This window comes from Paenibacillus sp. lzh-N1, assembly GCF_002872435.1.
GTDB classification, from domain to species: Bacteria; Bacillota; Bacilli; order Paenibacillales; family Paenibacillaceae; genus Paenibacillus; species Paenibacillus polymyxa_C.
This window is the reverse complement of record NZ_CP025696.1, coordinates 937,862-963,442: the sequence shown is the minus strand read 5'-3', so window position 1 is coordinate 963,442 and position 25,581 is coordinate 937,862. Positions and strand designations below refer to the sequence as shown.

Here is a 25,581-nt window from a genome sequence, read left to right as displayed (position 1 = left end):
ATTGAAGCGCCCCTGCGAATTGCGGGGCGTTTTCGCATATGGCTGAATAGAGGAGTGCATCGCTATGCCAACCCGAGCAGTCCGCTGGTTCCGGGCGCTGACGGCCCCGTATCGAAGCAGCATTCAGCTCAAACTGATTTTGACGATGATAGTTCTGTCTGTTGTGCCTGTCATTGCTGTCACGGTGCTGGCTGTGGAGAAAAGCAGAGCATCTATGGAAACCGAAGTGGTCGAGACGAACATGTCCAATATGAAATGGACGGGCATTTATATCAGCGACCAGTTAGATCGTCTGAATCATCTGATTTACAGCATTCAGATCAGCCCTGATCTAAGCGATTATTTGAATGAACGCGAGCCTGACAATCTTTCAAGCCAATTTAATGCTCAGCGAAAAATGTTGAATACGCTGGCGAATGTATATTATTCAGCCGGGAGTCATGTCATTGGTATTCAGCTGTATCTGAAGCAATCGCAAACCCTATTTACCTTTAATAGTATGCAAAATGAAATTACGACAGTGGGCGGTATTCCCTCGCAGTACGCCGAGATGTGGCAAGCGAACAAGGATTATTCGATTCGATCAAGCCCTGCAGATCCTGATCGCTTTACACTGACACGCAGTATTCGGCGTTTTGAAGACCAGAAGCAGACGGGGGCTATTTCATTGGAGGTGCTATGGTCACAATTTGATCAGACGCTGGGTCTGTTGGGACGTGGGGATCAGCACCAGGTATTGATTACAGATGGGGATGGCAGGGTCATGTATCCAACGCAGGCTCGTCAGTCGCCTCCTCCTCCAGGAGTACTGACCGCTCTTCGTGATGTTAAGCCGGGCCACGGGATGCTTCAAACTGCCGAACATTATGTGTTCTACAATGATCTGGATGTAGTTGGACTGAAACTGGTCAAAATCGTACCGACTTCCTCCATTAACCACAGTGCCTTTTCAACCATGCTGTATGGTATTGCCGTAGGCGTGATTTCAATCCTGGTTTCCATCTGCATTGCCGTTTTCATCGCATGGCGGACTGCACGCCCGATTGTCCATTTGGCGCGTTCGGTGCAGGAGCTTGATATGATCAAGGGGCCAGTTGGAGAGCCAAGTACACGACCGGATGAAATTGGGTTACTGGAAAGAAGTCTACATGGGATGGCAGGCCGAATACGCGAGCATATCCAGACAGAATACAGTATCAATTTGCAAAAAAAGACGGCTGAATTGAAAGCGCTCCAGGCGCAGATTCATCCTCATTTTCTGCAAAATACGCTGCAAATGATCGGAAGTATGGTGTTTTCGCAAAAGCCGGAGGATACCTATGAAGTCATTCGTTCGCTGAGTGAGATGTTCCGTTACGTGGTACGTGAGCCTCAGGATATGGCCTCTCTGCGTGCAGAACTCGATCATGTGGGACATTATATGCGTATCCAGCAGCGCCGTTTTCCGCAAAGATTAGTATTTCAGGTGGAGACAGAAGAGCAGGCGATGGATATTTGTTTGCCCAAGCTATCGCTTCAACCATTGTTGGAAAATGCGTTTCAGCATGGTCTTGATCGCAAGGCAGGGGCGTGGCGAATGGCAATCCGCGTGGAAATTATGAAGGAAGAAGTGTGCATTACGGTCAGCGATAATGGTAACGGTATGCCCCCGGACAAGCTGGAGAAAGTTCGGGCTAAGCTGGAAAACGCATCGGAGGAACCAATTTGGGCGCAGGGCAGTCATATCGGATTAAGCAATGTGGCTTCACGCATACAAATGAATTTTGGAGTGCATTATGGAGTGACTATAGATAGTGAGCAGGGAGTCGGTACATGTGTCACTATTCGTATTCCATTTATCTCAGCAGAGGAGGGCAAAATATGATCAGGGTATTAATCGTTGACGATGAGCCGTGGAACCGCGATATTTTGAAGACATTTGGCACATGGGAAAAGCTTGGAATGGTAGTAGTGGGTGAGGCTGAGGATGGAGACGAGGCATTCAGGCTGGTCGGGGAGTTAGCTCCCCACATTGTGATTACGGACATGCACATGCCGGGTGCGAACGGAGTAGAGCTGCTGCAAGCGCTAAATAACCAATGTCCTGATGTGAAAATCATTGTCGTGAGCGGTTATGATGATTTCGCGTATGCCAAACATGCGATCCGTTACAAGGCTGTTGATTATTTGCTCAAGCCTGTCAATCCTGTCGAGCTGAATGCGGTGCTGCTCAAATGCAAAAACGATCTGGAGGTCAAGGCGGCCGAACAGCAGCCAGAAGTAACAGAACTGGATTATGAGTTTTTCCACAAGTTAACCCGGTATAAGCAACTGCTGCGTCTTTATTTTAATGAGCTGAATCGTGACGGGGTGAACTTAACATGCAGGCAGGTTGTGCAGGAGCTGGAGAGTTATGGAGCACCAAGTCAACCTATGCTGGGCAGGCTGGTACAGGAGTTGCTTTCCCTGCTGAAAGAGCTGTCAGCGGATAACGGGCTGGATACTTCTACGGCAAAGGAACGATTTCCGCTTTCGCAGGCTGCCCTATCCTCTGTAGAACATGCGCTGGAATTCGTATCGTCATGCTATGTTCAGGAACTGGATCAGCTGATTCGGCAACGGAAATACAAAAATAAGCTGAATTTGGAGGAGGTACGGCGGTATATCGACAGTCACTTTGCTGGGCCGATTACACTGGAGCAGTTGGCGAAAAACTTTTTTGTGAGCAAGGAATATATGAGCAAGGTATTCAAGCAGGAGTATGGTCAGAATGTAACGGACTACATTGTAGAACGGAGAATGGAAAAGGCGCGGGAATGGCTGTCCAATAAACAGATTTCAATTAAAGCCGTTGCAGAAATGGCTGGGTATGAAGATGTGTCTTATTTTTATCGGGTATTTAAAAAGCATTTTGGCATGGCCCCCGGTGAAATGAGAAAGGAAGTTTAAAAAAATCCAATCCAATAAGTTAAGGGTGTCCAATGGCAGAAGTGACCTCCCATCCTATAATGAAAGCGTATACAAAATGAGATTTTCAACTTAGGGGAGGTCATTTTGCATGAAAATGTGGAAAGGTGTATTGAGTACAATGCTGGTTGGCACGTTGTTGGCCGGATGTGGAGCGAATTCTTCAGGCAGTGACAGCAGCGGTTCCAGTGGAGACGGAAAAACTGTAAATCTCAAAATGTTTATTGCTCAGCCCCGCTTAAAGGAGCACTACGATAAATACATTAATGCGTTTGTAGCCAAAGAGAAGAAAGATAAAAATATCGACGTCACCGTTCAGCTAGAGATGCCGCCTGCTGACAATGCCGCACAAATTCTGAAGACAAGACTCGCTTCCAACGATGCACCGGACGTATTCGCACTGCATGCGGTGAATGAAATTCCACCGTTTTACAAAGCGGGATACTTGGAGGATTTGTCTGGTCAGCCATTCGTCAGTAAATTGATGGATAGTGTAAAGCCTTCGGTGACGACGAAAGACGGCAAAGTCGTAGCGGTTCCTTTGGAAACGATCTCCTGGGGCTATTTGTACAACAAAAAGATATTTAAGGATTTGGATTTGAAGCCGCCAGGAACGTTGACCGAAATGAAGGCTGTCGTCGAGAAGCTGAAAGCGAACAATGTGAAACCGTTCCTGTTGTCTTACAAGGAATCCTGGATTCCACAGCTGTTTGTGCCGCTCACAGCAGGTGCGATGATGAACACACAGAATAAAGATTTTATCGAACGGATGAATCAGGACAAAGGTTCTTTTTCCGAAATGAAGAGCATGTTCGATATTATTGATCTGGTGAACAGCAATGGCACAGACAAGGCGCTGGAAATTGGCGGGGATGATGGATCGGCGGCATTTGCTTCGGGTAAAGCGGCAATGTGGATTCAGGGACCATGGTTTGCGGAAACGATTTTAAAATCTGATCCGAAGATGGAATTTGGAGTAGCACCTCTGCCGATTAATGACGATCCTAATGCGACCCTGATCAATCTGTCCACTTCGACTTCGCTGGCTGTATCCTCTACCAGCAAGAATAAGGAGGTTGCGCTCGATTTTGTTAACTATGTGTTGGACGACAAGGATTCCAGCGCGTTCTATGAAGCATTGAAATTTAACCCCATCTCCAAAGTGCATACGTTTAAGAGCTATCCTTGGGTTAATGATGCTACCGAATATGTGAAAGCAGGCAAGTCGTACCAAGATCCATCAATTCCGCAGGCGGTCAAGGATGAGGCAGGCAAATCGCTACAATCCTATTATGCTGGCCAGCTCTCGCAGGATGACGTCATTAAGGCGCTGGATAAGGCATGGAAATCGTATAACAAAGTGAACAAGTAGCGTTAACCTACAGAATGACATCGGGAGGGAGAGACTCCATGCCTTTTAAAATCTACAAAAAATACGTCATGCTGCTGGCGTTTACTGCTCCGGCACTAATCTTTTACGCCATCTTTCTGCTTATTCCAACGATCAGCGGTATGTACTACAGCTTTACAGACTGGAATGGATTGAATCCCAATTACAACTTTATCGGCTTGGGGAATTTCGTGGAATCCTTGAAGGAAGACCCCGATTTTCTCAATTCTCTTTGGTTTACACTTAAATACGTATTGGTCATGATCATGCTGCAAAATGTACTTGCGCTAGTACTGGCAGTGTTGATTGAGTCACGCACACGCAGCAAAGGATTTTTTCGGACGATATTTTTTATGCCTAATATGATCAGTACCATTATTAGCGCATTTATGTGGACATTCGTTTTTTCCTCCGTACTACCGCAAATCGCTGAAAAGACGGCCATCGCCTTTTTAGGTCAATCATGGCTGGGCGATCCGAAAGTATCGTTCTTTTCCATCATTATTGTCTCGCTCTGGAATGGTGTGGGATATATGATGATCATCTATCTGGCTGCGCTTCAGGGTGTACCACAAAGTTTGAAGGAGGCTGCTATTATTGACGGGGCAAACGCATTTCAGACATTGAGAAGTGTGACGCTGCCGATGATTACCCACGCGATTACGATCTGTTTCTTCCTGACACTTAACGGTGCTTTCAAGGTGTATGAGGTCGTGTATGGACTGACTGGAGGGGGACCGGGACGCAGTACACAGGTGATTACGATGAACATTTATGAGGAAGCGTTCTCCAACAACTTCCGCTATGGTTATGCGAGCGCTAAATCCGTTATTTTGTTCGCCATTGTGCTAATCTTTACTCTGATCCAACTGCGTGTCATGAAGAAGAGGGAGGTGGAGGCATGAGGCTGAAAAAAGCCAATTCCTTGCTGATCACGCTGATGCTGTGCGTGGGCGCAGTCGTGTCCTTCTTCCCGATCTACATGGCAGTCATTAATTCGTTTAAAACACAGGGCGAGATGTTTGCATCCTTTACGGCGTTGCCGACGAAGCTTCACTTTGAAAATTACAGTCAGGCTTTTCATCAGACCCATTTGCTGAACAGCGCTCTGAATTCCACGATTATTTCTTTTATCGGCATTGGCGGAATCGTGGTCTGTTCGGCACTGGCAGGCTACAAGCTGTCTCGTACAAGTGGAAAACTGAGCAGTGCAATTTTTTTCCTGTTTGTTGCCTCCATGCTGGTGCCGTTCCACTCTATAATGATACCGCTTACACGAATGGCAAAGGATTTGTCTGTTCAAGGCAGTACGTACGGCTTGGCTTTGATCTATATCGGCTTGGGTGTGAACATGGCAATCTTTTTGTATCACGGATTCGTCAAATCCATCCCGCGTGAGCTGGAAGAATCTGCGCAAATGGATGGGTGCAATGAGTTCCAAACGTTCTTTCGCATTATATTTCCTTTGCTGCTGCCGATCACCGTCACGATTGCTATTTTGGATTTCCTGTGGATTTGGAATGACTTTTTGCTTCCACTTCTGATGTTGACGGATGTGAACCATTACACCCTGATTCTCTCGACCAATATGCTGTTTGGAGAGTACAACAAGGATTGGTCGCTTATTCTGGCCGCGCTCGTGCTGACCTCTATCCCGGTTATCCTGATCTATGCCTTCTTTCAGAAATTCATTATGGAAGGCATCGCGGAGGGAGCGGTTAAGGGATAAGGTGGAGACGGTGGGCAGGCGGATGGTACTTCCCATCATCCCCATGACATAAATATCAAAGCCTTCCTATAATTAAGGAAGGCTCTTGTTTTGGAACGACGCAGATCCAACTTTCACTTCGACAAACAGCTTATTATAAAAAATAAAAGCGAAATGATGATCAAAAATAGATAAATACTAGAAACTCGTCTTCCGATAAGAGCTCCAAAGTCTTCAGGATTTTTATAGCCAATGATTAAACTGGGAATAAAAAAAATACTGGATAGATAAATGGTGTAGTGAAACCTAGTATTATCAACACTGTTAGACCAGGCGGGCAATCCTAAAAAGCAAAGCAACTGGTCTCCCAATATGTAATCGCCAAATTCAAAAGAAACAGCCATACCAAGAAGAGATAACAGCAGTGAAAGTGATCCACGGCCTATTTTTTTTCTGTTTTTTCTCACCAATGTAAAGATAATCAGTAAAATTACAATTGCTTGTATGCTGTAGGTCAATATCGTTAAGAACATGAAGTACCTCCTTGAACATCAGAATCGAATGAGCGAATGTCAATTTCGGGAGTGATTATACCATATTTTGTAATACCTTCATATACATTTCAATACGGAGTTCGATAGCGCAGGGGTCCATTTGGATCAAGTGAAGCAACAGTGATCGTAAGATCAAATGGAACGCGGAGCGGCCTTAGCCATACAATATTTCATCTGAATGTAAAAGGAGATGATTATGTTGGCTACCTTCTCGGCCGCGCTTCAAGTAAAAAAGCGGATGGCCAAGCGTGTCTTGAAAATGTCTGGTGTCCACGGCATTGGCGTAGGATACAGGGACCCTGCTCATCCCAAAAGGGGAGCCGCTGTCATTGTGTACACGGATCGTCTAGCGTCGGCTTCTACTGGACTCTTGTCGGCCACTGCCTTAGGAAAGAAATCGAACGTTCCTATCCGAATTGTAAAGACTGGAAAGATCAGAGCTAATGCCACGGACTACAGAGTGCGCATCCGCCCGGTCATCGCCGGCTACAGTGTCGGGACGATTGAAGGTTCCGGTACAACCGGACTCATCGTTTCCCCAACTGGAGAGCCGGCTACACGTTATCTTTTTAGCAATAACCATGTCCTCAATCCTTCCAATACAGACAATCGGGAAGCTACAATTCAACCAGGCGGAGCCGATGGGGGGACGGTTGCCCAGAATCGTATAGGACGACTGTATCGTTACGTGCGCTTAAATCCCACCGGAACGAACCTGATTGATGCAGCGCTTTCGCTTCCGACCCGCAATAACCTGCTCAATCCGCGTTATGCTACAGTGGGAGCCATTCCGGGTCATGTTACCGCTTATCGCGTAGGAGAAAAATTGAAGAAGGTAGGGCGTACAACCGGGCGGGTTAATGGCACGGTAGAGTCCGTCTATACGGACCTGCAAATCAATTATGGGGGAGAGTTGGGCTTACTGACCTTCGAAGATCAGACGGTTATTAGAGGTACAACTCCTGTATCACTACCCGGGGATTCCGGCTCTGTATGGCTCAGACAGTCCGATAATTATGCAGCCGCGGTCAACTATGCAGGCACGGCAGATGGTCGCTTATCCATAGCCTTTCCGGTACAGTGGTTCATGCAGGTGTTCAACACACGAGTAGCCCGCCCCAGCGGGGCAGGCAGGGTGCTCAGAGTAGATACAGGATCTTCCCCTCGCTCCTATACTAGACAACTCACCAGTGAGGAACTTGTTCGCTTAAGACCAAGAACGACACGCATTAGACGGAGCTAATTCCTCTGCTGATGGAAAAGCTGCCGCTGATTGTTTCGGTAAAGTGGTCGCTTTAAGAGGTTCCATAGGAAGGCTCGCTTCGGAAGCATCATCTCCCCGGATTTCTCCCCTGATTACAGAATTAATATAAGAAATCCGGGGCGGAGGCGATGGGAAGCATCAGCAAAAGTAATTCACGTTACCAATCATTTACGACGCAAATGTTTCACGGTACAAATCATTCATAATACCAATTATTCACAATCTAAAACGTTAATGGCATGAAATGAATGCATAGGTGTATTTTAATCTGCCCCCTCAGCATATGCTTGGACTCCCACATCATGGGCTGTAATGGTGCTGCTTGCCGAGGCCAAGCTCCTGATTTCCTGAGCGGTCAGAGCCCTGTTGTAAATGATCAGCTCATCTACCGCACCATTCAGATAAGGATCATCAAACTGGGATTTCCCAATGTAGTTCCAATCTGTCAGTCCAAGGCTGGAAGGCTTCAGCGTCATATTCGTGTTACGGGTCGCCTCTATACCGTCCACATACATAATTCCTGTAGTGCCTGACAGAGTCACGGCAACATGCTTCCAGACCCCTGTCGCCAGTTCAGGGGCGTTCAGTTGTTGTTCCTTTCCGTTCCCCGAAACAGTGATGGCAAAACGCATACCTGTCCCTTCGGCCTTCGGGGTCAAAAACATATACCGATCTGTTCCTGCTCCAAAATCAAACAGACGAGCCCAGCCGTTATGCGTGTTCACTCGTACCCACGCGGCAATGGTAAAGTCATTGAGGCTGCTAACTATTCCGCTGGGCAAGCTGGCATAGGCGTCTGTACCGTTAAGGCGCAGAGCATTGCCATTCCGTCCCGCGCCCCACGAGCCGCCATTTACACTGGCCTGCTGCCCATAACCTGACGAATCGGCTGCGGTTGATCCGGCCGTTTCGTTAAATTCATAATGGGCTATAATGTCCCCAGCGGGAGCCGGATTGCCTGTACTGGACTGAATACGGATATCGTAGTTGGCTGCCGTATCGATATTCAGTCTGGCAGTAGTCGCAGCATTGTTAACAGCTGTGACTGAGCCGGTTTTTGTACCGTCTACCAATACGTCATACGTACCTGCCGCGAGTCCAGTTATCGTAACAGCAGTCGTATGAGCTGTGTCTGGTGTCGTATTTTTCAACATCAGGCGGATGTTGTTCTTGGACTTGGATACGATGGCCAAGCTATATTGATCCCGGTTCAGCTCCAGACTCAGCTTCTGGGTGATCAGATGCAGACGTTGGAATACGCCGTCTTTTGGAGTAATCGTATAGCTGTTATTGCTTTCAGTAACGTCACAGCCATAGCCGAATAAGCCGAATATCGGATCGACAGCAACATCGGAGCTTAGGATTTTAATGGCTCCAAACAGCCCCAGATCAGCTTCCCCGGACATGCCGCGCCATCCGTTAAACAGAGGGCCGCCGTCCAGACCAAGGGCTCCGTAATTGCCCTTGCCTGCCTGATATGTCCACGATACTGCCCCGATATTGGCAGGATCAGAGCTGATCTGTCCCGAATTAATCGCCCCGATGTTCGCCAGCTTGGCGGCATAGGATAGACGCTGGTCCACTTCGGGATTGGACGAATAACGACGTGTCCAGTCGTCCATCGCATAGCCCGCTAGCGAGGTGGTGTACTGGAAGTTCCACCAATTTTCTCCGGTGATTGTGACCGGATCGGCGTAATAGTACCAGATAGGCATATGACCGCGTGCAGCGTGTGTTTTGGCATTGATTTTACTCATCATCGTCGTATTGCCGTTCATTTTGGCAAGTGTATACACCGCCTCTTCGCCTGTATTGTCATAGTTGTACTCAGAGCCATAGGGATAGGTGGTGTTTTTGAAATTGTTGTACTTGGTAGCCATTTTGGCAATCATGTCGTTAGCCTCAGTAGTCAATCCTTCTTCCTGAAGCGCCTTAATTATATCCGGTGTGGTCAGCTCACCCATAAGCCCTGTGTTCCAGTTATAAGCAACAGGACCTTCATACAATGCTTTAAAAATACGGTAAGCACGTAGCAAATATGTGTTTTTGCTATTGCGATAGCTGATCAGGTTGGGATACAGCTTGGCAAGTTTATACATGCTGAAAAACGTATTATAGATGTGCGGATAGGCATAGCCCCGGTACGTTGGTGTCGTATTAGGCTGCGGCATCAGGAAATCGGGGACCAGATAATCGGTATGATGGCCTTCCATCAGATTCGTCCAGATAGCCACCTCCAGATAATCATCGACTGCCTTGATCTCAGAGGCCACGGGCTTCTGGACATTTTTCTCCGCCAGAAACTGGCCGTGAGTTAATCCCCAATCATCGCCCCAGCCCCAGTAGCCGGCAAAGCTGTTGCGTTTGGCCTTATATTGCATCATCCAATCGTCAAACACCTTGTCCCTCAGATCGCTAGGCACATTCCATTGCGTGCTGTTGACCATGAAAGTGGAGTGACGCTGAAGTGCAGTGTCAACCGGCTCAATGGCATAGAACTGGAGAACGGTTTTTTCGCCGTTACCGTAGTTCACCGTAATATTGTTGTGACCCAATCGTCCTAGTGTAAGTTCATATATTTTGTGGTTTGTAGGGGCATTTTCCAAATAGTTGATGGTCGTTTCGGAGGGATACTGCGCTGTGACAGAGGTAATGGATTTACGGGTATGCAGATCGAATTTAGCCTTGAGATTGGTCGGGACAATCATCCCAGGAACCACAGTCACATCCACATGTCCCTCGCTGTATAGCCTGTCCTTTACAGCCTGCTCGTCTGCTACCTTGTAGAATTTAAAGGCATACGTTTTGCTTTCACCAGGGGCCAGCGACAGACTGGTGCTCCCGAGATAACCACGGTTGGTGCTTTTGATGACATTGGAGTGGATATAGAACACATTCAATCCCTCAGACCAGCCACCTTGCTCCATAGCCCATGTACTGCCTGGATGCTCCTCGACTCTCCAGTGGTCCTGATACTCGAGACCAGCACCCGTTGAGGCATCGGGCATCAGCAGGATATACGGTCCGATGCCGCTAGGCCGTCCAGCGGTAATAAAGGAGCTGTGGTGACCTACAAAGGAGTGAGAGAGTACCCTGGTTTCATAGATTTGTTCGTTATTACCGCCGGACCAGTATTCGTTAAAAGGTAGCGGCAGCCCCCAATCTCCAATTTCCAGTGTTTGATTAGAGGTATTCGTTACTTTCATTTGCCAATGTAAATAGTCGTTAACCAACGAATAGGTTTCATGTAAAGTGAAGTTGCGTATTCCCTGATGGTTTGAGGAATTTTGATAGGACACCTGGACACTGTTACCAGAAGAGGTGATCTGGCGCGCATCTGCAGAATTGCTTGTCCACGCCCGAGTCCAGGCCCCGTTACCGAGACGATAGGTGAACATAAGTTCACCCAGCCACTGATGATCTGACGTATTTTGCTTAGGTGCGTTGGAGCCGTTCATGACATAATTCGTATTGAAGGTGTCTCCTGTCAGACGTAAGGAAGAGATATCCCCATAATTCCCGATCGAGATGGAGAATATTTGATTAGATAGCTGTACTGCCATGCTATCAACCTCCTAACAAAGGTTCGTGAGTGTACTTCACATGTTAATATATGTGTCAAAAATACTTTTGCTACCTTATGCGTGAGAATTAATAGAAAATAGATTCATATAGATTCATATAGATGTCCTAGAAGTCTATTCATAGTGGAGGTAGAGGTATCATGAAAAATAAAATGGAGTCACCGAAGATTCCTGCGGACTTACCCATATTAAATGAAGAAATACGCTCCATACGATCCAAAGACGAACTTAGTGTGGGGGCAGTAGAGGAAATCATGTTGGACAATATCGAAGCAGTTAAAGTTTCATTAGAGAAGATGACTTTTAAAAATGTAACCATCACAGAATCGTCATTGCCAGAAAGTGAATGGACAGACGTCATTTTTGATAAATGTGATCTGTCTAATGTTAATTTTTCCGGTTCCTTTATCCATCGCGCAGAGTTCAGAAATTGTAAATTGCTTGGAACGGATTTTTCGAGAAGCAGATTCCAAAACGTTCGTTTTCTGGATTGCTTAGGGGATTATTCAATGTTCCGTTTTGCGAATTTCAAGCAAGTTGGTTTTGAGGATTGTTCTTTGATAAGTACAGATTTTTATCATTTAACGCTACAAAAAACCTCTTTTGCCCGTTGCAATCTGGATCAAGCCATCCTGTCGGGGTCCAAGCTCAAGGGGGTAGATCTCAGTGATTGCGAATTTGATGGAATACAAGTGGAGATAGAAGATTTGAATGGCTGCATCATCTCACCGCATCAGGCTTCATCATTTGTGGGCCTTTTGGGGCTAGTGATCAAATAAGGGGTTCAGGGCAAAGTAGCATAACAAAAAAAATCCGCCTAAGCGGATCTCTTGCATTTATTAATAGCTTATTTTTTTTTAATAACCGGCCGTACAGGCTTCGTTGTCAAGACATTAAGCGCGTCACGCACTTCTGTGGCAAAAACAAGCGGCTTTTCTACTTTTTCAAAGTGGATGTACCAAAGGTTGGGGTTATCAAATAGCCAGTGATTGTGCAGTGCCGTCACTTTGATATCATGTTTACGAAGTCGAGAAATAAACGGATTAATTTCTGCGGTTAAAATCACGGTTTCACCAAGACATAATCCTTTTCCGTTACGGGCAATACTCTCGAAAGAAAAAGCTTGGGGTATTGCAAGAAAGGATCTGGTCCTTTTCCCCAAAATGATTGGCTTGATGTTGTTTCTGACTGCAGATGCAGTACAAACTCCGTTAATGATCTGAGGTGTTGCTTTTAATATATCGGCAAACCGTTTACAAAGTGGACTAACTGCCATTTCTCTCACTCCAAATCTTTTAAGTTACTAGCATCATATGAAAGAGTAAGGGAATGGAAAGGGCAAGTCTTCTTTATCGTTAGTCTAATTTGCTATATATAAAGTGCGAATGGAGTACCCTTTTAAAGCCTCAGCGTTGCTCGGTGTACTGAGGTTTGATACTGTCCCAGGCTTGGCGCAGACGCTTAACACCTTCGATAATCTGCTGCTCCGTTAAGTGAGCAAAGTTAAAGCAGGCTGAAGGAGGTCCTGGTGTTAGTTGGTAATCAGCGGCATCACGCCATGTGACTCCATAAAATTGTGCTGTCTGCATCAAATGATGATACTGGGCAGCCCCATGCTTCCAGATGGCATAGGCGTGTAGACCGCAATCGTTCTGATGCCAGTGAAACAGCTCACTCAACGTCTGTATTTCATGCTGGAACACGTCGTAGCGTGCTCTGTATATTCGAGTCATCCGCCGCAAATGACGAATGTAGTCTCCGCGCATCATAAAACGTGCCAGTGCACGCTGTTCCAAGCGGGCAGGCGGCTGGGGATCGTATAGTCGTTTGGCAGCAGTCAGCGCTTGGGCCAACTCCACAGGCAGGATGGCAAACCCGAGTCGAAGGTTGCTGAACATACTTTTGGAAAAAGAACCGACATAGATGACACAATCCGCGCGATCTAATGCTTTTAAGGGTTCAATGGGGCGTCCTGCCCAGCGGAATTCACTGTCATAATCATCCTCAATAATCCACGCCCCCTTGGACGCTGCCCATTGCAAAATATGTTGACGGCGTGTTAATGGCAATACAGCACCGGTTGGAAACTGCCTTCCAGGCGTAACAAACAGGAGCTTGGCATCCCAATCCTGTGGAATAATTCCATGCTGATCCAGTTCAGCAGCGTGTATCTGTCCGCCTGAGGCAGTTACTGCACGATAGATGCCGGAATAACAGGGATTTTCCAGTACAATGTTATCTTGTTCATGAATAAGCAGCTGACTTAGTAACGTGATCACTTCCATGGAACCGCTGCATAATACGACTTGTTCGGGGGAGGCCGTAATTCCGCGTGTTCTGCCAACATGATGGCAAATCGCTTCACGCAGCCAGTTATCACCGTTCACTGGTGCAGGCATCGAGTCATCCGAGGGCTTCTGCAGATCTTTGCCGGCGGCAGCCAATGCACTTTTCCATGCGATCTGTGAGCTACCCTCCAATATAACTTCTTCTGCTTGAAAAGAAATCAAAGGCTGGTGTGCACCATCTCTATCTGTAGCATACACAGGAGTCGCGTATAAGGCTCGTTCCCTTTCGATCTGCATTATTCGTTGTCCCCATGCTGACAGAGCAGGGGCTTTTTGTTTTGTATTAGGTGAGTTTTGGTTTTGCTGGTCGATTAGAGATTCGTCTGGCAGCATTGCGGTCTGTTCCATAACAAACGTTCCTCTGCCTACTACCGAATTCACATATCCTTCTGCCAACAGCATATCGTATGCTTCTTTAACACTCCCGCGCGAAATTCCATACATCACAGCCAGATCGCGACTGGAAGGCAGGCGGGTACCGCTGGCAAGGGAGCCAGTGAGAATTCCCTCTCGAAGAGCGTGATACAATGCCAAGTATTTCAAATGATATGTTTGAATCGCACGCTGATAAGCAATCGTAATGTCCATACTTTTCTCCTTATATTGGACCAGTCATTTTCGTTTATATTGGGTCTTTTTAATAATCCATTTTCAACATAATCTGAAATGTATTGTTGGTCAATAGATGGAAGGAGAGATCCCTATGAGAAGAAAAGAATTTACAGTGGCAGAACTAGAGGAAATAGAGCAGTTTCTAAGCGAGGTCAGTTTCGGATTTTTAGGCATGAACAGCGAGGATGGTTTTCCGCGTGTGGTTCCCTTGAATTTCGCTTATGGGAATGGCGTTTTTTATATTCATGGCAGCCGTGCTGGAGAAAAGATGGAACGGATGAAAGAGGATAATCGGGTTACTTTTTCAGCCGCCAAAGAATATGCGCTCATTCCATCTTATTTTACAGATGAACATATGGCATGTCCTGCGACTTCATTTTTTAAAAGTATTACCGTGCGTGGTCATGCGGAGCATGTAGTGGATTTGGAAGAAAAAGCATCAGCATTTTCCATTTTTATGAGTAAGCTGCAACCGGAAGGCGGGTATGACACGATTGATGCCAACGATTCTCGGTATGCCTCACGTTTGAAAGGGGTCGCTCTGATCAAAATTGTACCCGAGGAATGGACCGCCAAGTTTAAATTTGGCCAAAATGTTAAAGATCAGGAGCGCCAGCAAATTATCGACGGCTTGCAACAACGGGGGCTGGATGATGATCTGATAACAATTGAAATGATGCGTAAATATTGTCCTCATCATTGAGATTTGTATAACATCATATATAAATTTGATTTCGATATACTCACTCCTGCTCGTTCATCCGTCCAATTGGTTAATTATACCTTGAAGGGGGATGCCCTTGATTTTCCAAAATCTTCAGTTCTTCTGTATTAGGACTTTTGAAGGACAGGTATATATCATCCTCAAGCCCGTTGTTCTTACTGCAAAGGAATTTTATAATACGATAGATTTGTGGCGTAAGGGGGCAAGACCGTGATGAGAGCGGGAGTCAGAAGTCGGGAAAGTCGACGGTTGTTACTGGAAGCGGGGGCTGAAGAGTTCGCTCAGACGGGGTTTTATCAGACAAAGGTAAGTTCGATCGCGGCGCGTGCAGGATTGACGCAGCCGGATTTTTATATTCATTTTGAAAGCAAGGAACAGATGTATGAGGAGCTTGTGGAGAGCTTTCGTACTTTGGTGAATGAGACAGTACAGAGCATGAAGGTAGACCCGGATCAGAGCGAGACTGAAATTTTGAGACGGGGACAAGTGTTTCTGGAGGCTATTTTTCGCGTGTTGTCTAATAATCCGGCGATCACTCGTGTCGGATTTTACCAGGCAGCAGACTCGGTGCGCATTAAGGCGGAAATGGCAGAGCACATCAAAAAACATCTGCTGGCAGCACAACGATGGGGTTCCTGCCGTGAGGAACTGGACCCTGAACTGACAGCAGAATGCGTGATCGGTTTGATAGAACGGCTGACGTTAACGAAATTGCTGCCTGGGCGCGAAAGTCCGTCTGTTCTTGCTATGCAGGCACGAAACCTACTGTATCGTGGTATGCTGGCATCCGAAGGATACGGAACCGTAGAATCTTAACCCACATTTGGGCGTCAGGCGCGGCATTTGTCCCTATCATGGACGGTAACATAAGCATAAGATGCTCTTGTAAACCATGAAGGGAGGAATCACCATGTCTGGAGTAGGCGCTGGTTATGGAGCTTTTACATCTACAGGAGCGATTCTAGTACTTTTCATTCTGCTCGTTATTATTTCCAAAGCATTCGTTATCTAATTCTCAGCTCAAGAATTTGATTTCGGGCGATTTGTTGTAATCGACAGAGGGAGGAGGAATTCTGAGATGGGTGAAGTAGAAAGAGGTTGTGGCGGTGGCGGTTATGGCATGTTTACTTCCACTGGTGTTATTCTGGTACTCTTCATTTTGCTGGTTATCATCACACGTACTATTTTCATCTAAAGCGATATTCATGGGCTTGAGCGCCGATGTTTCGGGTCTATGACCATGCAATCCCAAATAGGAATCGCCTCTAATAGAGGCGGTTTCTTTTTGTTTTAAAGTTGACGTTGACGTTAACGTTATATAGGCGTAGTATTTATATATAATCTTTTTCATAAGGTGGGTGTCATGGTTACGTATAAAATTGATGAGGTCGCGAAACAAAGCGGTTTGACCAAGCGAACTATTCGTTATTATGAGGAAATCGGCTTATTGCCCTCCCCGCAGCGCAGTGAAGGAAATATGCGGCTGTATACGCAGGAGGATGTGGATCTACTAAAAAAAATAGTGAGTGCCAAGGAAGTGCTTGGTTTTTCTTTGCAAGAGCTTCAGCGTTACATGTCCGCAGCGGAAATGCTCAAGGGACAGCGGGAGGAATATCGCGAGCGGACGGAGCATTTGCAACCAATTGAGCGACGGGCCATGTTGGAGGATATGGAACGTACGCTGAACGAACAGTTGGAATTAATGGAGGGGAAAATCAACAGCATCCGTATGCTCCAGACTGAATTGGAAGAGCTGCGGATCAGGGTTCGTGAACGCAAAATCCTTTTGGATGAGGAACTTGAACACGACCCATCATAACAAGAACATTTACATTCAGATGTGGAGGTAACATCATAATATGAGTTCACAACATGCATTACCTGAAGAGTTAAAAGAACGCTTAGGCTTGCTGTCTCAACCTAAAGCGGTATGGGCGGTCGCCTTTGCTTGTGTTATTTCATTTATGGGTCTTGGATTAGTCGATCCGATTCTTCCGGCCATTGCCGATCAGCTTCATGCTACGAAAAGCCAAGTGTCATTGCTGTTTACCAGCTATAATCTGGTGACAGGCGTTGCGATGCTGATTACGGGCGTCGTATCAAGTCGATTGGGTGTCAAATGGACGCTACTAACCGGGATTTTATTTATTATTGTGTTTGCCGGATTGGGCGGTACGGCCAATACGGTTGGCGGAATTGTAGGCTACCGAGCAGGCTGGGGTTTGGGGAACGCTTTGTTTATCGCAACAGCGCTGTCTGCGATTGTAGGTCTGTCTACTTCTGGAACAGCTAAAGCAATTATTTTATATGAAGCGGCCTTAGGCCTCGGGATTTCAGTCGGCCCGCTGCTGGGCGGTGAGTTAGGTTCCATTTCCTGGCGTGGTCCGTTTTTCGGTGTAGCTGGACTGATGGTAGTGGGATTTTTGTTCATTACGTTTATGCTGCCTTCGATTCCAAAGCCCAAAAAACGTGGTTCCATTGCCGATCCGTTCAAAGCGCTAAGTTATCCTGCCTTGTTCACGCTCGGCATTGTCGCATTGTTATATAACTTTGGATTCTTTACGTTGATGGCGTATTCTCCATATGTAATGCATTTAGACGAGCATGGTTTGGGTTACGTGTTTTTTGGTTGGGGAATTATGTTGGCCTTTACCTCGGTGTTTGTGGCTCCAAAGATTCAAGCACGCTTGAGCGTGGTATCTTCCATTAGTATCATGCTCACATTGTTCGCTATTGATTTAGGTGTTATGGCGATTGGGACGGTAGCTGGTTCGCCAACGACTGTGATTGTCGCCGTCATTGTAGCTGGTATTTTTCTGGGGATTAATAATACATTGATTACCACTGCTGTTATGCAGGCTGCTCCAGTGGAGCGCTCGACAGCATCTGCGGCCTACAGCTTTATGCGTTTTTTGGGCGGGGCCATTTCGCCGTGGCTTGCAGGGAAGCTGTCAGAGTGGTACTCAGCAGAAACCCCGTTTTATTTTGGAGCGTTGATGGTACTGATTGGTGTAGCTGTGCTGATCGTACGTCGCCGACATATGCAGGATATTCAGGTAGATGCACACTAACATTGAACTTCTGGGGAGGAAAAGAATATGAGCGAATTCAAACAGATTCTGGTCGCGATTGATGGTTCGGAACACGCTATGAAGGCATTGGAGACAGCCAAAACGTTGTCCAAGCAGCTTCAGGGAAACCTGCATCTGACCGTATTGCATGTAAATCCGACTTTATCCATGAATGAGCCCCCGGTTGGGATTGATGTGGATGAGCGGATCGAAGAGGAAGGTCGTCATATTCTGGAGCCTGCAGCCGACTATTTGAAGGACGAGGGCATTTCGTACCGTATGCTGGCGGGTCATGGTGATCCGGCGAGTGTTATTTGCGAGAGTGCAAAGCAGGAAAAGGCGGATATGATCATTATGGGAACACGGGGACAGGGACTTGTTTCGGAGCTGATCCTGGGTAGTGTGAGTCATCATGTGATTCAGCATGCACCTTGTCCGGTACTGACGGTAAAATAGATGTTAAAAGGAACATTGATATAGAGAAAAGGAGGAAAAAAGCATGCAGCAGCATTTATTTATTGGTGGTGAATGGCAAGTAGCTTCATCATATACGACACTGAAATCACCGTATTCCGGGGAAGTCATTGCTGAGGTAGCAGAGGCCACTGCTGAGGATGCCAAGGCCGCTATTCAGGCCGCATCTGATGCATGTGCAGAGATGCGGGCCATGCCAGCGCACCAGCGGTCAGCTATTTTGGAGAAGCTGGCTGACCTGCTGGAAGAGCGGCGTGAGGATGCAGCACGTATTATTGCACGCGAAGCGTCCAAGCCATGGAAGGCTGCGCTCGCGGAAGTTGATCGGACCGTGCAAACCTACAAGTTCGCAGCCGAAGAAGCCAAGCGCATTCACGGGGAAACCATTCCGCTGGATGCAGCACCGGGCGGCGAGGGCCGAATGGCCTACACGCTTAAAGAACCTGTCGGGGTAGTAGGAGCTATTACACCATTTAATTTCCCGATGAACCTGGTCGCTCATAAAGTGGGCCCTGCGCTGGCAGCAGGCAATACGGTCGTATTAAAGCCTGCGGAGCAGACACCGCTGTCGGCTTACTTGATCGCGGAACTGCTGGAGCAGGCCGGGTTGCCTGCGGGCGCTCTTAACGTGATCAGCGGCGATGGTAAAACCATTGGCGACGTACTTGTCACTGATCCGCGCGTTAGCTATATCACTTTTACCGGTAGTCCGGCGGTCGGTACAGAAATTCGCTCCAAGGCTGGCTTGAAGCGGGTCACGCTGGAGCTGGGTTCCAACGCGGCTGTTATTATTGACCGTGATACGGATGTGGACGCGGTCATCGACCGTTGTGTAAGTGGAGCCTTTGCCAATCAGGGGCAGGTATGTATCTCGGTTCAACGTATTTACGTTGTCGATGAGCTGTATGATACATTTGTATCCCGATTTGTAGAGGCGACTCAACGTTTAAAAATTGGAGATCCGCTAGACCCGGACACGGACGTATCGGCGCTCATCTCAGCCAAGAATGTCGAGCGTGTTCGTGAGTGGCTGGAGGAAGCAGTCCAGGCAGGCGCGAGGATCGCTCTGGGTGGGCATACCGAAGGAGGGATTCTGGAGCCAACCGTATTGCTCGATGTGGACCCGACTTCCAAGGTATCCTGCCGCGAAGTGTTTGCCCCACTTGTGCTGATTCATTCCGTTAGCTCTGTAGATGAGGCTGTGAATCATGTGAATAATTCAATTTATGGCTTACAGGCGGGAATTTACACACGTAATATCACGACCGCGCTGGATGCAGCGGACAAGCTTGAGGTGGGAGGCGTGATGATCAATGACATACCAAGCTTCCGTGTTGACCATATGCCGTATGGCGGTGTGAAGCAAAGTGGCACCGGACGCGAAGGTGTAAAGTACGCTATGGAAGAAATGCTGGAAACCAAGCTGATCGTTATTAAACGGTAAATAGCTATATAGAAGCCTATCTGATGGACATAGATAATACATTTTACGTATGTCTGCTCATTAGATGGGCTTTTTTTTCTCATTATTTGCGCGAATGTCAGATGAAAATAAAGTGTTAGACTGAAGAATATTTGGATAAAGCGTATTTAGCTTGAGTTTTAGACCGTTGGAACTGTTCCACCGTCAATATTATATTCACTTCCTGTAATAGAAGCGGCCCGGTCGGATACCAGAAAAGCAACAAGCTCAGCAACTTCTTCTGGTAGTCCTGGACGACCAATTGGAATTCCTCCCAACGAGTCCATTAGTTGCTTTAATGCACTTTCTCGGTCGCCTGTCGTCTCAGCAATCCGATCAATCAAACTTTGTGCTGCCTTCGTTTCGATAAAGCCTGGCGCAACTGTATTAATACGAATGCCTTGAGGCGAAAACTGCTTGGATAATCCTTTACTGTAAGTAGTTAAAGCTGCTTTGGCCGCAGCGTAAGCCAATGTTGCATCATATAGAGGCAAGCGACGTTGAATGGATGAAATATGAATAATAACACCTGAACCCTTTTCCACCATAGCCGGCAGCAGTCCACGGTCTAAACGGACGGCAGCAAACAGATTGGCGTTAAAAGTTTGCTGCCAATGCTCGTCCGTCAAGACAAGAGCTCCCCCGGATGGGGCAGACGAGCCTCCAACATTGTTGACAAGAATATCTACACCGCCTAGGCGCTCAAGAACGCTGTTTACCACTTTATCTACACCTTCAGGCGTACTAATATCGGCTGGAATAAATAGGTCCGGATTTTCTAAATTAACTGGAGTAGTTCGAGCCGTAGTTATTACAGTAGCACCTGCAGCCGTAAGTCTCTTAGCAATAGCCTCTCCCATTCCTTGGGTACCGCCTGTGACCAAGGCCTTTTTGCCTTTAAACTCACTTAAAATGCTTTCTAATTGAAAACTCATGTGAATGATTCCTCCTAATTTTGACAATGTGGTTGAGAAATATCTCTAGGTATCTCTACTCCGGATTCACTTGTTTTGCGAACCTTACACACTATCGACAATGATACCCCGGTACCGCCCTCCGCGCAGTCGATGCTTTAGGGCTTTTTGATAGGCTGGACTAAAGTACCAAGCTTGTGCTTCCTCAAAAGTGGGGAATTCCAAGATGGCCAGCCCTTCAATATCGGGTCCTTCGAGGACCTGGTATGCGCCATACATTGCTAGGGGGGTGACGGAATGTCCCGCCAAACCTGCCGGTGCCAACTGAGAATAGAGTTGGAGTTCAGTTTGATCGGTACTCTGTTCACGTATAAAAACAACATAAGCGGGCATATACGTTTTCCCTTTCTTATTTTTTAATTTCTTTATGGAAGTGTAATAATCAGTTCTTTAATTTTATTGTTGTTTACTAGAAATTGATGTTTAAGTAGGAGTGGGTCGGGAAGATTCGATTTATCAAAGTCTCCGTCTACTTTCGCAATTACGACGATGGTATTATTAATGTCATCCATATCCACGATCTCGAAGGTGACATTCGGCTCAAATATTTCTGCTTCACACCATGATTTTATGGCTTCCATACCTTTGATTTCGCGATGGTTATCCAAGATCAACGCATCTTTATCGAAAGCGGAAGTAAATGCTTCAAGCCGGGATTTGTTCGCTGATGTAAAGTAAGTTTCTACTGCTGGTGGCATCGATCTATGTGAATTCATTGATTCTTCAACCTCCTATGGTGAGTATGTGGTGAGCGATAACTTCAAACTCATCATAGCAGTAATAATATGACTACATGATGTCATATTATAGAGGATCATTTAAATTTCTTTTCATCGTTTCTAAATGAGACAATATTCTTGTACGTACTTGTTCGGGGCTAACCTCTATAAGGAGGGGACCAAAGGATAGCAGATAACTGTCCAACCAATTGCCTACAGGAAATTGTGCCGTGACGATATAAGAGCCGTCTTCCCTCTGAGTAATTGTTTTCTCGGCAAATTCATCATATACGCGGTAAGCTCCTTGAGCAGAAATGTGAAGAGTTACTTCAATGGTATGAAGCAAGTCGTTCATCTTTGTATCTGTAGATGCCACGACTGTTCTTGGCTCATAACTAATTTCCGTAACTACAATCTCTTTCATTCGGCTAATCTTAAATACACGATAACTTTCGGTATTTAAACAGTAACCCTCCACATACCAGGATTTATCTTTAAACAAGAGCTTGGCAGGTTCGACGCTACGATAACTCTGTTCCCCGGCGACGTTATAATAGCGGAACTTTATAACACGGTTTGTGATTATTGCGTTGCGTATAAGAGTGAATAGCTGTCTCTGGCTGTTTTGGCTTCCCCATGGCGAAAAATCTACTTCGATCCAGTTTCCCATTTCTTTTTTAAAAAGCCTACTCAACTTGCTTAGCACTTCTTCTACCTGTGGGATGGTAGCTGTAGCCACACTCTGAAGGGCCATTAAGATATCATCTTGTTCCTGCTCGGACAGTAAAGAGGTGTTAAAGACATAACCCTCCATCAATGATATTCCGCCACCCTTGCCTCTACTGCTGTAGATGGGAATCCCAGCTGCACTTAAGGCATCTATGTCCCGATAAATCGTTCGTGTGGAAACCTCAAAATGCTCTGCCAATTCGTCAGCAGTCACCTTTTTCTTATGGAGTAACATATAAACGATTTCAAAATGTCTGCTTAATGGCATAAGCTTCACCTCACTCGGTAGCATACACCTTATAACATGACATTATAAAGTCATATTAAGTGATTGCTCTACATCACACCCTAATGGGCATCAACAGGGGGACTTTTATTTTCTTTGGACAGCGATAATAACACTGCCTTGGATCAGATCTTTTTACAATCTTTTATATAAAGTTGAACCAAAAGCACTTGCAAAATAAAAAGGAATAAACTATACTGAGGCCAGTTAGTTAGTGATTGATCAATTACTAATTGATTAACAAGCAACGAGGTAACATTCATGAGCAAGAGACTGCTTCAAGTTTACTAAACGTATCTTTATTGGAACTATAGATTGATAAAGATTCAGTTAGATGAAGAAGTATGAAGTTATGTAATTGATCAATCACTCATTTTATTTGTAAATGGAGGAGAAAAAGATGAAACATCTTATTATTTACGCGCATCCATCTGAGGGAAGCTTTAATCATGCAATTTTGACCACTGCAGTGGAGGGGCTAAAGCAAAAAGGACATGATGTGGTGGTTCGTGATCTGTATGATATCGGCTTTCAACCTGTAGTCAGCAGTAGCGAGATTATTGGAGGAATCGGAGAAGATATTGTGCGGGAACAGCAGTTTTTGCAATGGGCAGAGGTAATCACCTTTATTTATCCGATTTGGTGGACGGGGATGCCAGCCATAATGAAAGGGTATATTGACCGCGTATTCTCTTACGGATTTGCTTACAAATATGTAAACGGGGTGCAGATGGGACTGCTCAAGGGGAAGAAGGTCATCATCCTCAACACACAAGGGAAATCACATGCGGAATATGCCAGCAATGGCATGGATCAAGCACTTCGCTTGACGTCCGATAAAGGTATATTTGAATATTGCGGACTTGACGTTATGTATCATCTATTTTTCGAGTCGGTACCCCAATCCGATGAAGATACACGTAAAGAGTGGCTTTACCAGATTGCAGACATGGCCAGCAAGGCTTAATGAAAATGTGTTCTCAGGAAAGAAGGCAACGCGTGCATCTGCAGGCGTTGCCTTTTTGCTCGGTGCAATATTGAATGTGTTCCAATCAACACTCGCTCATGGCAAGCATCAATTTGCTACACTAAGGGATGGGTATTAGTTTTTCCGATTTTTCCGATTAGCACTATGAGATCCTCTGGAGGGCCATTGTGACCCGCTTCCCTGACCGCCACCTTGCCCATGAGGAGGCCACCACTGCGACCCACCGCCCTGGCCGCCGCCTTGCCCATGAGGAGGCCACCACTGCGACCCACCGCTCTGACCGCCACCTTGCCCATGGGGAGGCCACCACTGCGACCCACCGCCCTGGCTGCCGCCTTGCCCATGAGGAGGCCACCATTGAGACCCACCGCCCTGGCTGCCGCCTTGCCCATGAGGCTGCCAATGCGATCCACCACCTTGACCGCCGCCTTGGCCACCGCTTTGTCCTGCAACAGAAGGCATACTTGGATAGGGACCTTGTGCCTGACTGATTTGAGTAACGTCAATATAAGACTGTGTACCGTTAGGATATAGCACTAACATTGATTTATTTACGGGATCTACGCTTTTTACGTAAGCAACAATCTGTTGACCATTCACAGTAAATATCCCCCATAAATTAACAAAATTACTCACTTCAGTAGTGGTTGGAAAAAAACCAACCGGTCCCATCGAACGATTAGAAGAATGTTTTGACAAGGTGTGTATCTCTCCTTTAGATTGAATTTTGTGACATCATATGTGCAAACGTACTCGTTGGAATGGGCAATGTTCCTTTAAGATATTTTTTTAAAACTCACTGTCCCCAAAAAGCATACCTTTACGGGTAAAGCATTTGGATGATTGGAAATAACATTAAAATGAATAAATAAACGAAATGACCTTCTTTATATAGAGGAGGTCATTTCGTTTAATTTAGGCGTTACTATTAATTGGCATTGTCTTCTTAAATAAGGCATAATCGCTTGCAATTCATCCAGTGGTTCTTTATACCTAGTATTGAATTTTCGCATATGCGTTTTGTCGGTTAGCTATGATGCTGCGTATCACGGTTCAAAATTAGCTGTACATGATGAAATCTCTGGTGTATACCTATGTAGGATAGCAAGCTGTAGTTATAGCAATTTTTTGAGCTGGGATATACGGGCTTGGGAAACCTCAAGCATTTTGGCATATTCGTGCTGTGCTGCATTGGGCTGCTTTTGCATTAATTCTTTGAGACTTTCAATCATCTGCTGTGTTGATCGCCGTAGACGTTTGGGCTCTTTATTCGACCGTTGTCCGTTGGCTAAAGCTGATTTGGCTGGTCTCAGGACAGGACTGAAATTTAACCCCTTCTTTAAACTTTCAATACATTCTTTACAAATAAAACTGTCTCTAAAATAAGTCAATTGTTCTGCTGAACCACACATTTTACACGTCACCCCGGTATATTTTCGAAAGGCGAGAATACCAGTTTCCTCATCTGCGAAAATCTCAACGGGATCACCCACATTAAAATCCATAGAAATTCGCATTTCTTTGGGAATGACGATACGGCCTAACGCATCTAGGGGACGTGTCATACCTGTACTTTTCAAATGATAACCTCCTTTTTTTATATCCTTATAATACTAAATAATTATGATAAAAAAGAATAGGCTTAGAGAAGCAATCGCATATATTAAGTAAACTGTTGAAAAGTATACAAGTAATTCCCATAATATGTTTGTTTAATGGTGGAAAACGTGTTGAGGAATTATAGGGGA

The 25,581-nt window shown here is 46.0% G+C and carries 25 protein-coding genes; 15 read left to right on the top strand and 10 right to left on the bottom strand.

What is annotated here, in order from left to right:
- Window positions 1–64: 64 nt before the first annotated feature.
- The 5 genes from C0638_RS04360 to C0638_RS04340 all read left to right on the top strand — a co-directional run bounded on the left by C0638_RS04360 (window position 65) and on the right by C0638_RS04340 (window position 6,065).
- Entirely contained in the window at window positions 65–1,864 is a 1,800-nt protein-coding gene (locus C0638_RS04360) for a sensor histidine kinase (RefSeq protein ID WP_058711688.1), read from the top strand.
- Window positions 1,861–2,928 (top strand): response regulator transcription factor, encoded by a 1,068-nt coding sequence (locus C0638_RS04355; protein ID WP_058711687.1) that lies wholly within the window; start codon window positions 1,861–1,863, stop codon window positions 2,926–2,928. Before C0638_RS04360 ends, C0638_RS04355 begins: the two co-directional genes overlap by 4 nt.
- Before the next feature lie 109 nt (window positions 2,929–3,037).
- Complete coding sequence (locus C0638_RS04350) at window positions 3,038–4,318, top strand: ABC transporter substrate-binding protein (RefSeq protein ID WP_025678010.1); 1,281 nt, start codon at window positions 3,038–3,040, stop codon at window positions 4,316–4,318.
- Between the two features lie 38 nt (window positions 4,319–4,356).
- Window positions 4,357–5,241: a carbohydrate ABC transporter permease gene (locus C0638_RS04345; RefSeq protein WP_058711686.1), complete on the top strand. Its 885-nt coding sequence runs from the start codon at window positions 4,357–4,359 to the stop codon at window positions 5,239–5,241.
- The gene (locus C0638_RS04340) at window positions 5,238–6,065 is read left to right on the top strand and encodes a carbohydrate ABC transporter permease (protein ID WP_017425736.1); all 828 of its coding nucleotides are present in this window, start codon (window positions 5,238–5,240) and stop codon (window positions 6,063–6,065) included. The genes C0638_RS04345 and C0638_RS04340 overlap by 4 nt, the downstream gene beginning before the upstream one ends.
- 113 nt (window positions 6,066–6,178) lie before the next feature.
- Here C0638_RS04340 and C0638_RS04335 read toward each other — a convergent pair whose 3' ends face one another.
- The gene (locus tag C0638_RS04335; protein WP_058711685.1) at window positions 6,179–6,577 is read right to left on the bottom strand and encodes a hypothetical protein; all 399 of its coding nucleotides are present in this window, start codon (window positions 6,575–6,577) and stop codon (window positions 6,179–6,181) included.
- 217 nt (window positions 6,578–6,794) lie between these two features.
- Between C0638_RS04335 and C0638_RS04330 the strand changes: the two genes are divergently transcribed.
- Complete coding sequence (locus tag C0638_RS04330) at window positions 6,795–7,841, top strand: hypothetical protein (protein WP_013369336.1); 1,047 nt, start codon at window positions 6,795–6,797, stop codon at window positions 7,839–7,841.
- Between the two features lie 284 nt (window positions 7,842–8,125).
- Here C0638_RS04330 and C0638_RS04325 read toward each other — a convergent pair whose 3' ends face one another.
- Entirely contained in the window at window positions 8,126–11,425 is a 3,300-nt protein-coding gene (locus C0638_RS04325; RefSeq protein ID WP_058711684.1) for a DUF5695 domain-containing protein, read from the bottom strand.
- A gap of 161 nt (window positions 11,426–11,586) precedes the next feature.
- On the opposite strand from C0638_RS04325, the gene C0638_RS04320 reads away from it, so the two are divergent.
- Window positions 11,587–12,225 (top strand): pentapeptide repeat-containing protein, encoded by a 639-nt coding sequence (locus C0638_RS04320; protein ID WP_013369338.1) that lies wholly within the window; start codon window positions 11,587–11,589, stop codon window positions 12,223–12,225.
- A 68-nt stretch (window positions 12,226–12,293) separates the two neighbouring features.
- Here the strand turns inward: C0638_RS04320 and C0638_RS04315 are convergent, their stop codons facing one another.
- Entirely contained in the window at window positions 12,294–12,722 is a 429-nt protein-coding gene (locus tag C0638_RS04315; protein ID WP_058711683.1) for a DUF1259 domain-containing protein, read from the bottom strand.
- 130 nt (window positions 12,723–12,852) lie between these two features.
- On the bottom strand, window positions 12,853–14,382 hold the full coding sequence (pdxR, locus tag C0638_RS04310; RefSeq protein ID WP_058711682.1) for a MocR-like pyridoxine biosynthesis transcription factor PdxR: 1,530 nt from the start codon (window positions 14,380–14,382) through the stop codon (window positions 12,853–12,855).
- A gap of 115 nt (window positions 14,383–14,497) precedes the next feature.
- On the opposite strand from pdxR, the gene C0638_RS04305 reads away from it, so the two are divergent.
- From C0638_RS04305 to C0638_RS04280, 7 genes are all read left to right on the top strand, one after another.
- Window positions 14,498–15,109: a pyridoxamine 5'-phosphate oxidase family protein gene (locus C0638_RS04305; RefSeq protein WP_025678021.1), complete on the top strand. Its 612-nt coding sequence runs from the start codon at window positions 14,498–14,500 to the stop codon at window positions 15,107–15,109.
- A 234-nt stretch (window positions 15,110–15,343) separates the two neighbouring features.
- On the top strand, window positions 15,344–15,946 hold the full coding sequence (locus C0638_RS04300; protein ID WP_058711681.1) for a TetR/AcrR family transcriptional regulator: 603 nt from the start codon (window positions 15,344–15,346) through the stop codon (window positions 15,944–15,946).
- A gap of 94 nt (window positions 15,947–16,040) precedes the next feature.
- Window positions 16,041–16,142: a hypothetical protein gene (locus C0638_RS25550; protein ID WP_014599460.1), complete on the top strand. Its 102-nt coding sequence runs from the start codon at window positions 16,041–16,043 to the stop codon at window positions 16,140–16,142.
- A 351-nt stretch (window positions 16,143–16,493) separates the two neighbouring features.
- Entirely contained in the window at window positions 16,494–16,949 is a 456-nt protein-coding gene (locus C0638_RS04295; RefSeq protein WP_013369346.1) for a MerR family transcriptional regulator, read from the top strand.
- Between the two features lie 40 nt (window positions 16,950–16,989).
- Window positions 16,990–18,201, top strand: coding sequence for an MFS transporter (locus C0638_RS04290; RefSeq protein ID WP_058711680.1), 1,212 nt, complete (start codon window positions 16,990–16,992; stop codon window positions 18,199–18,201).
- A 27-nt stretch (window positions 18,202–18,228) separates the two neighbouring features.
- Window positions 18,229–18,657 carry a universal stress protein gene (locus tag C0638_RS04285; protein ID WP_013369348.1) on the top strand — a complete coding sequence of 143 codons (429 nt, stop codon included), beginning with the start codon at window positions 18,229–18,231 and terminating at the stop codon, window positions 18,655–18,657.
- Window positions 18,658–18,700: 43 nt separating this feature from the next.
- Window positions 18,701–20,119 carry an aldehyde dehydrogenase family protein gene (locus tag C0638_RS04280; RefSeq protein ID WP_058711679.1) on the top strand — a complete coding sequence of 473 codons (1,419 nt, stop codon included), beginning with the start codon at window positions 18,701–18,703 and terminating at the stop codon, window positions 20,117–20,119.
- Between the two features lie 158 nt (window positions 20,120–20,277).
- Here C0638_RS04280 and C0638_RS04275 read toward each other — a convergent pair whose 3' ends face one another.
- From C0638_RS04275 to C0638_RS04260, 4 genes are all read right to left on the bottom strand, one after another.
- Window positions 20,278–21,072: an SDR family oxidoreductase gene (locus C0638_RS04275; RefSeq protein WP_058711678.1), complete on the bottom strand. Its 795-nt coding sequence runs from the start codon at window positions 21,070–21,072 to the stop codon at window positions 20,278–20,280.
- Window positions 21,073–21,156: 84 nt separating this feature from the next.
- On the bottom strand, window positions 21,157–21,444 hold the full coding sequence (locus C0638_RS04270) for a DUF1330 domain-containing protein (protein ID WP_025678031.1): 288 nt from the start codon (window positions 21,442–21,444) through the stop codon (window positions 21,157–21,159).
- 32 nt (window positions 21,445–21,476) lie between these two features.
- On the bottom strand, window positions 21,477–21,827 hold the full coding sequence (locus C0638_RS04265) for a nuclear transport factor 2 family protein (protein WP_058711677.1): 351 nt from the start codon (window positions 21,825–21,827) through the stop codon (window positions 21,477–21,479).
- An 88-nt stretch (window positions 21,828–21,915) separates the two neighbouring features.
- Window positions 21,916–22,827, bottom strand: coding sequence for a helix-turn-helix transcriptional regulator (locus C0638_RS04260; protein ID WP_058711676.1), 912 nt, complete (start codon window positions 22,825–22,827; stop codon window positions 21,916–21,918).
- 418 nt (window positions 22,828–23,245) lie between these two features.
- On the opposite strand from C0638_RS04260, the gene C0638_RS04255 reads away from it, so the two are divergent.
- On the top strand, window positions 23,246–23,812 hold the full coding sequence (locus tag C0638_RS04255; protein ID WP_058711675.1) for an NAD(P)H-dependent oxidoreductase: 567 nt from the start codon (window positions 23,246–23,248) through the stop codon (window positions 23,810–23,812).
- Between the two features lie 135 nt (window positions 23,813–23,947).
- On the opposite strand, the gene C0638_RS25290 is transcribed toward C0638_RS04255, so the two are convergent.
- Both C0638_RS25290 and C0638_RS04245 read right to left on the bottom strand, forming a co-directional pair.
- On the bottom strand, window positions 23,948–24,532 hold the full coding sequence (locus C0638_RS25290) for a hypothetical protein (RefSeq protein ID WP_199771166.1): 585 nt from the start codon (window positions 24,530–24,532) through the stop codon (window positions 23,948–23,950).
- A gap of 416 nt (window positions 24,533–24,948) precedes the next feature.
- Complete coding sequence (locus C0638_RS04245) at window positions 24,949–25,413, bottom strand: AbrB/MazE/SpoVT family DNA-binding domain-containing protein (protein WP_013369356.1); 465 nt, start codon at window positions 25,411–25,413, stop codon at window positions 24,949–24,951.
- Between the last annotated feature and the right edge of the window lie 168 nt (window positions 25,414–25,581).

Bases quoted from the DNA above. Each gene is read 5' to 3' on its own strand.
- C0638_RS04330 (WP_013369336.1), top strand. From the start codon at position 6,795: ATGTTGGCTACCTTCTCGGCCGCGCTTCAAGTAAAAAAGCGGATGGCC.
- C0638_RS04270 (WP_025678031.1), bottom strand. From the start codon at position 21,444: ATGCCCGCTTATGTTGTTTTTATACGTGAACAGAGTACCGATCAAACT.
- C0638_RS04315 (WP_058711683.1), bottom strand. From the start codon at position 12,722: ATGGCAGTTAGTCCACTTTGTAAACGGTTTGCCGATATATTAAAAGCA.
- C0638_RS04255 (WP_058711675.1), top strand. From the start codon at position 23,246: ATGAAACATCTTATTATTTACGCGCATCCATCTGAGGGAAGCTTTAAT.
- C0638_RS04275 (WP_058711678.1), bottom strand. From the start codon at position 21,072: ATGAGTTTTCAATTAGAAAGCATTTTAAGTGAGTTTAAAGGCAAAAAG.
- C0638_RS04355 (WP_058711687.1), top strand. From the start codon at position 1,861: ATGATCAGGGTATTAATCGTTGACGATGAGCCGTGGAACCGCGATATT.
- C0638_RS04320 (WP_013369338.1), top strand. From the start codon at position 11,587: ATGAAAAATAAAATGGAGTCACCGAAGATTCCTGCGGACTTACCCATA.
- C0638_RS04305 (WP_025678021.1), top strand. From the start codon at position 14,498: ATGAGAAGAAAAGAATTTACAGTGGCAGAACTAGAGGAAATAGAGCAG.
- pdxR (WP_058711682.1), bottom strand. From the start codon at position 14,382: ATGGACATTACGATTGCTTATCAGCGTGCGATTCAAACATATCATTTG.
- C0638_RS04350 (WP_025678010.1), top strand. From the start codon at position 3,038: ATGAAAATGTGGAAAGGTGTATTGAGTACAATGCTGGTTGGCACGTTG.
- C0638_RS04265 (WP_058711677.1), bottom strand. From the start codon at position 21,827: ATGAATTCACATAGATCGATGCCACCAGCAGTAGAAACTTACTTTACA.
- C0638_RS04295 (WP_013369346.1), top strand. From the start codon at position 16,494: ATGGTTACGTATAAAATTGATGAGGTCGCGAAACAAAGCGGTTTGACC.
- C0638_RS04260 (WP_058711676.1), bottom strand. From the start codon at position 22,827: ATGCCATTAAGCAGACATTTTGAAATCGTTTATATGTTACTCCATAAG.
- C0638_RS04335 (WP_058711685.1), bottom strand. From the start codon at position 6,577: ATGTTCTTAACGATATTGACCTACAGCATACAAGCAATTGTAATTTTA.
- C0638_RS04300 (WP_058711681.1), top strand. From the start codon at position 15,344: ATGAGAGCGGGAGTCAGAAGTCGGGAAAGTCGACGGTTGTTACTGGAA.
- C0638_RS04340 (WP_017425736.1), top strand. From the start codon at position 5,238: ATGAGGCTGAAAAAAGCCAATTCCTTGCTGATCACGCTGATGCTGTGC.
- C0638_RS04325 (WP_058711684.1), bottom strand. From the start codon at position 11,425: ATGGCAGTACAGCTATCTAATCAAATATTCTCCATCTCGATCGGGAAT.
- C0638_RS04280 (WP_058711679.1), top strand. From the start codon at position 18,701: ATGCAGCAGCATTTATTTATTGGTGGTGAATGGCAAGTAGCTTCATCA.
- C0638_RS25550 (WP_014599460.1), top strand. From the start codon at position 16,041: ATGTCTGGAGTAGGCGCTGGTTATGGAGCTTTTACATCTACAGGAGCG.
- C0638_RS04360 (WP_058711688.1), top strand. From the start codon at position 65: ATGCCAACCCGAGCAGTCCGCTGGTTCCGGGCGCTGACGGCCCCGTAT.
- C0638_RS04345 (WP_058711686.1), top strand. From the start codon at position 4,357: ATGCCTTTTAAAATCTACAAAAAATACGTCATGCTGCTGGCGTTTACT.
- C0638_RS04290 (WP_058711680.1), top strand. From the start codon at position 16,990: ATGAGTTCACAACATGCATTACCTGAAGAGTTAAAAGAACGCTTAGGC.
- C0638_RS04285 (WP_013369348.1), top strand. From the start codon at position 18,229: ATGAGCGAATTCAAACAGATTCTGGTCGCGATTGATGGTTCGGAACAC.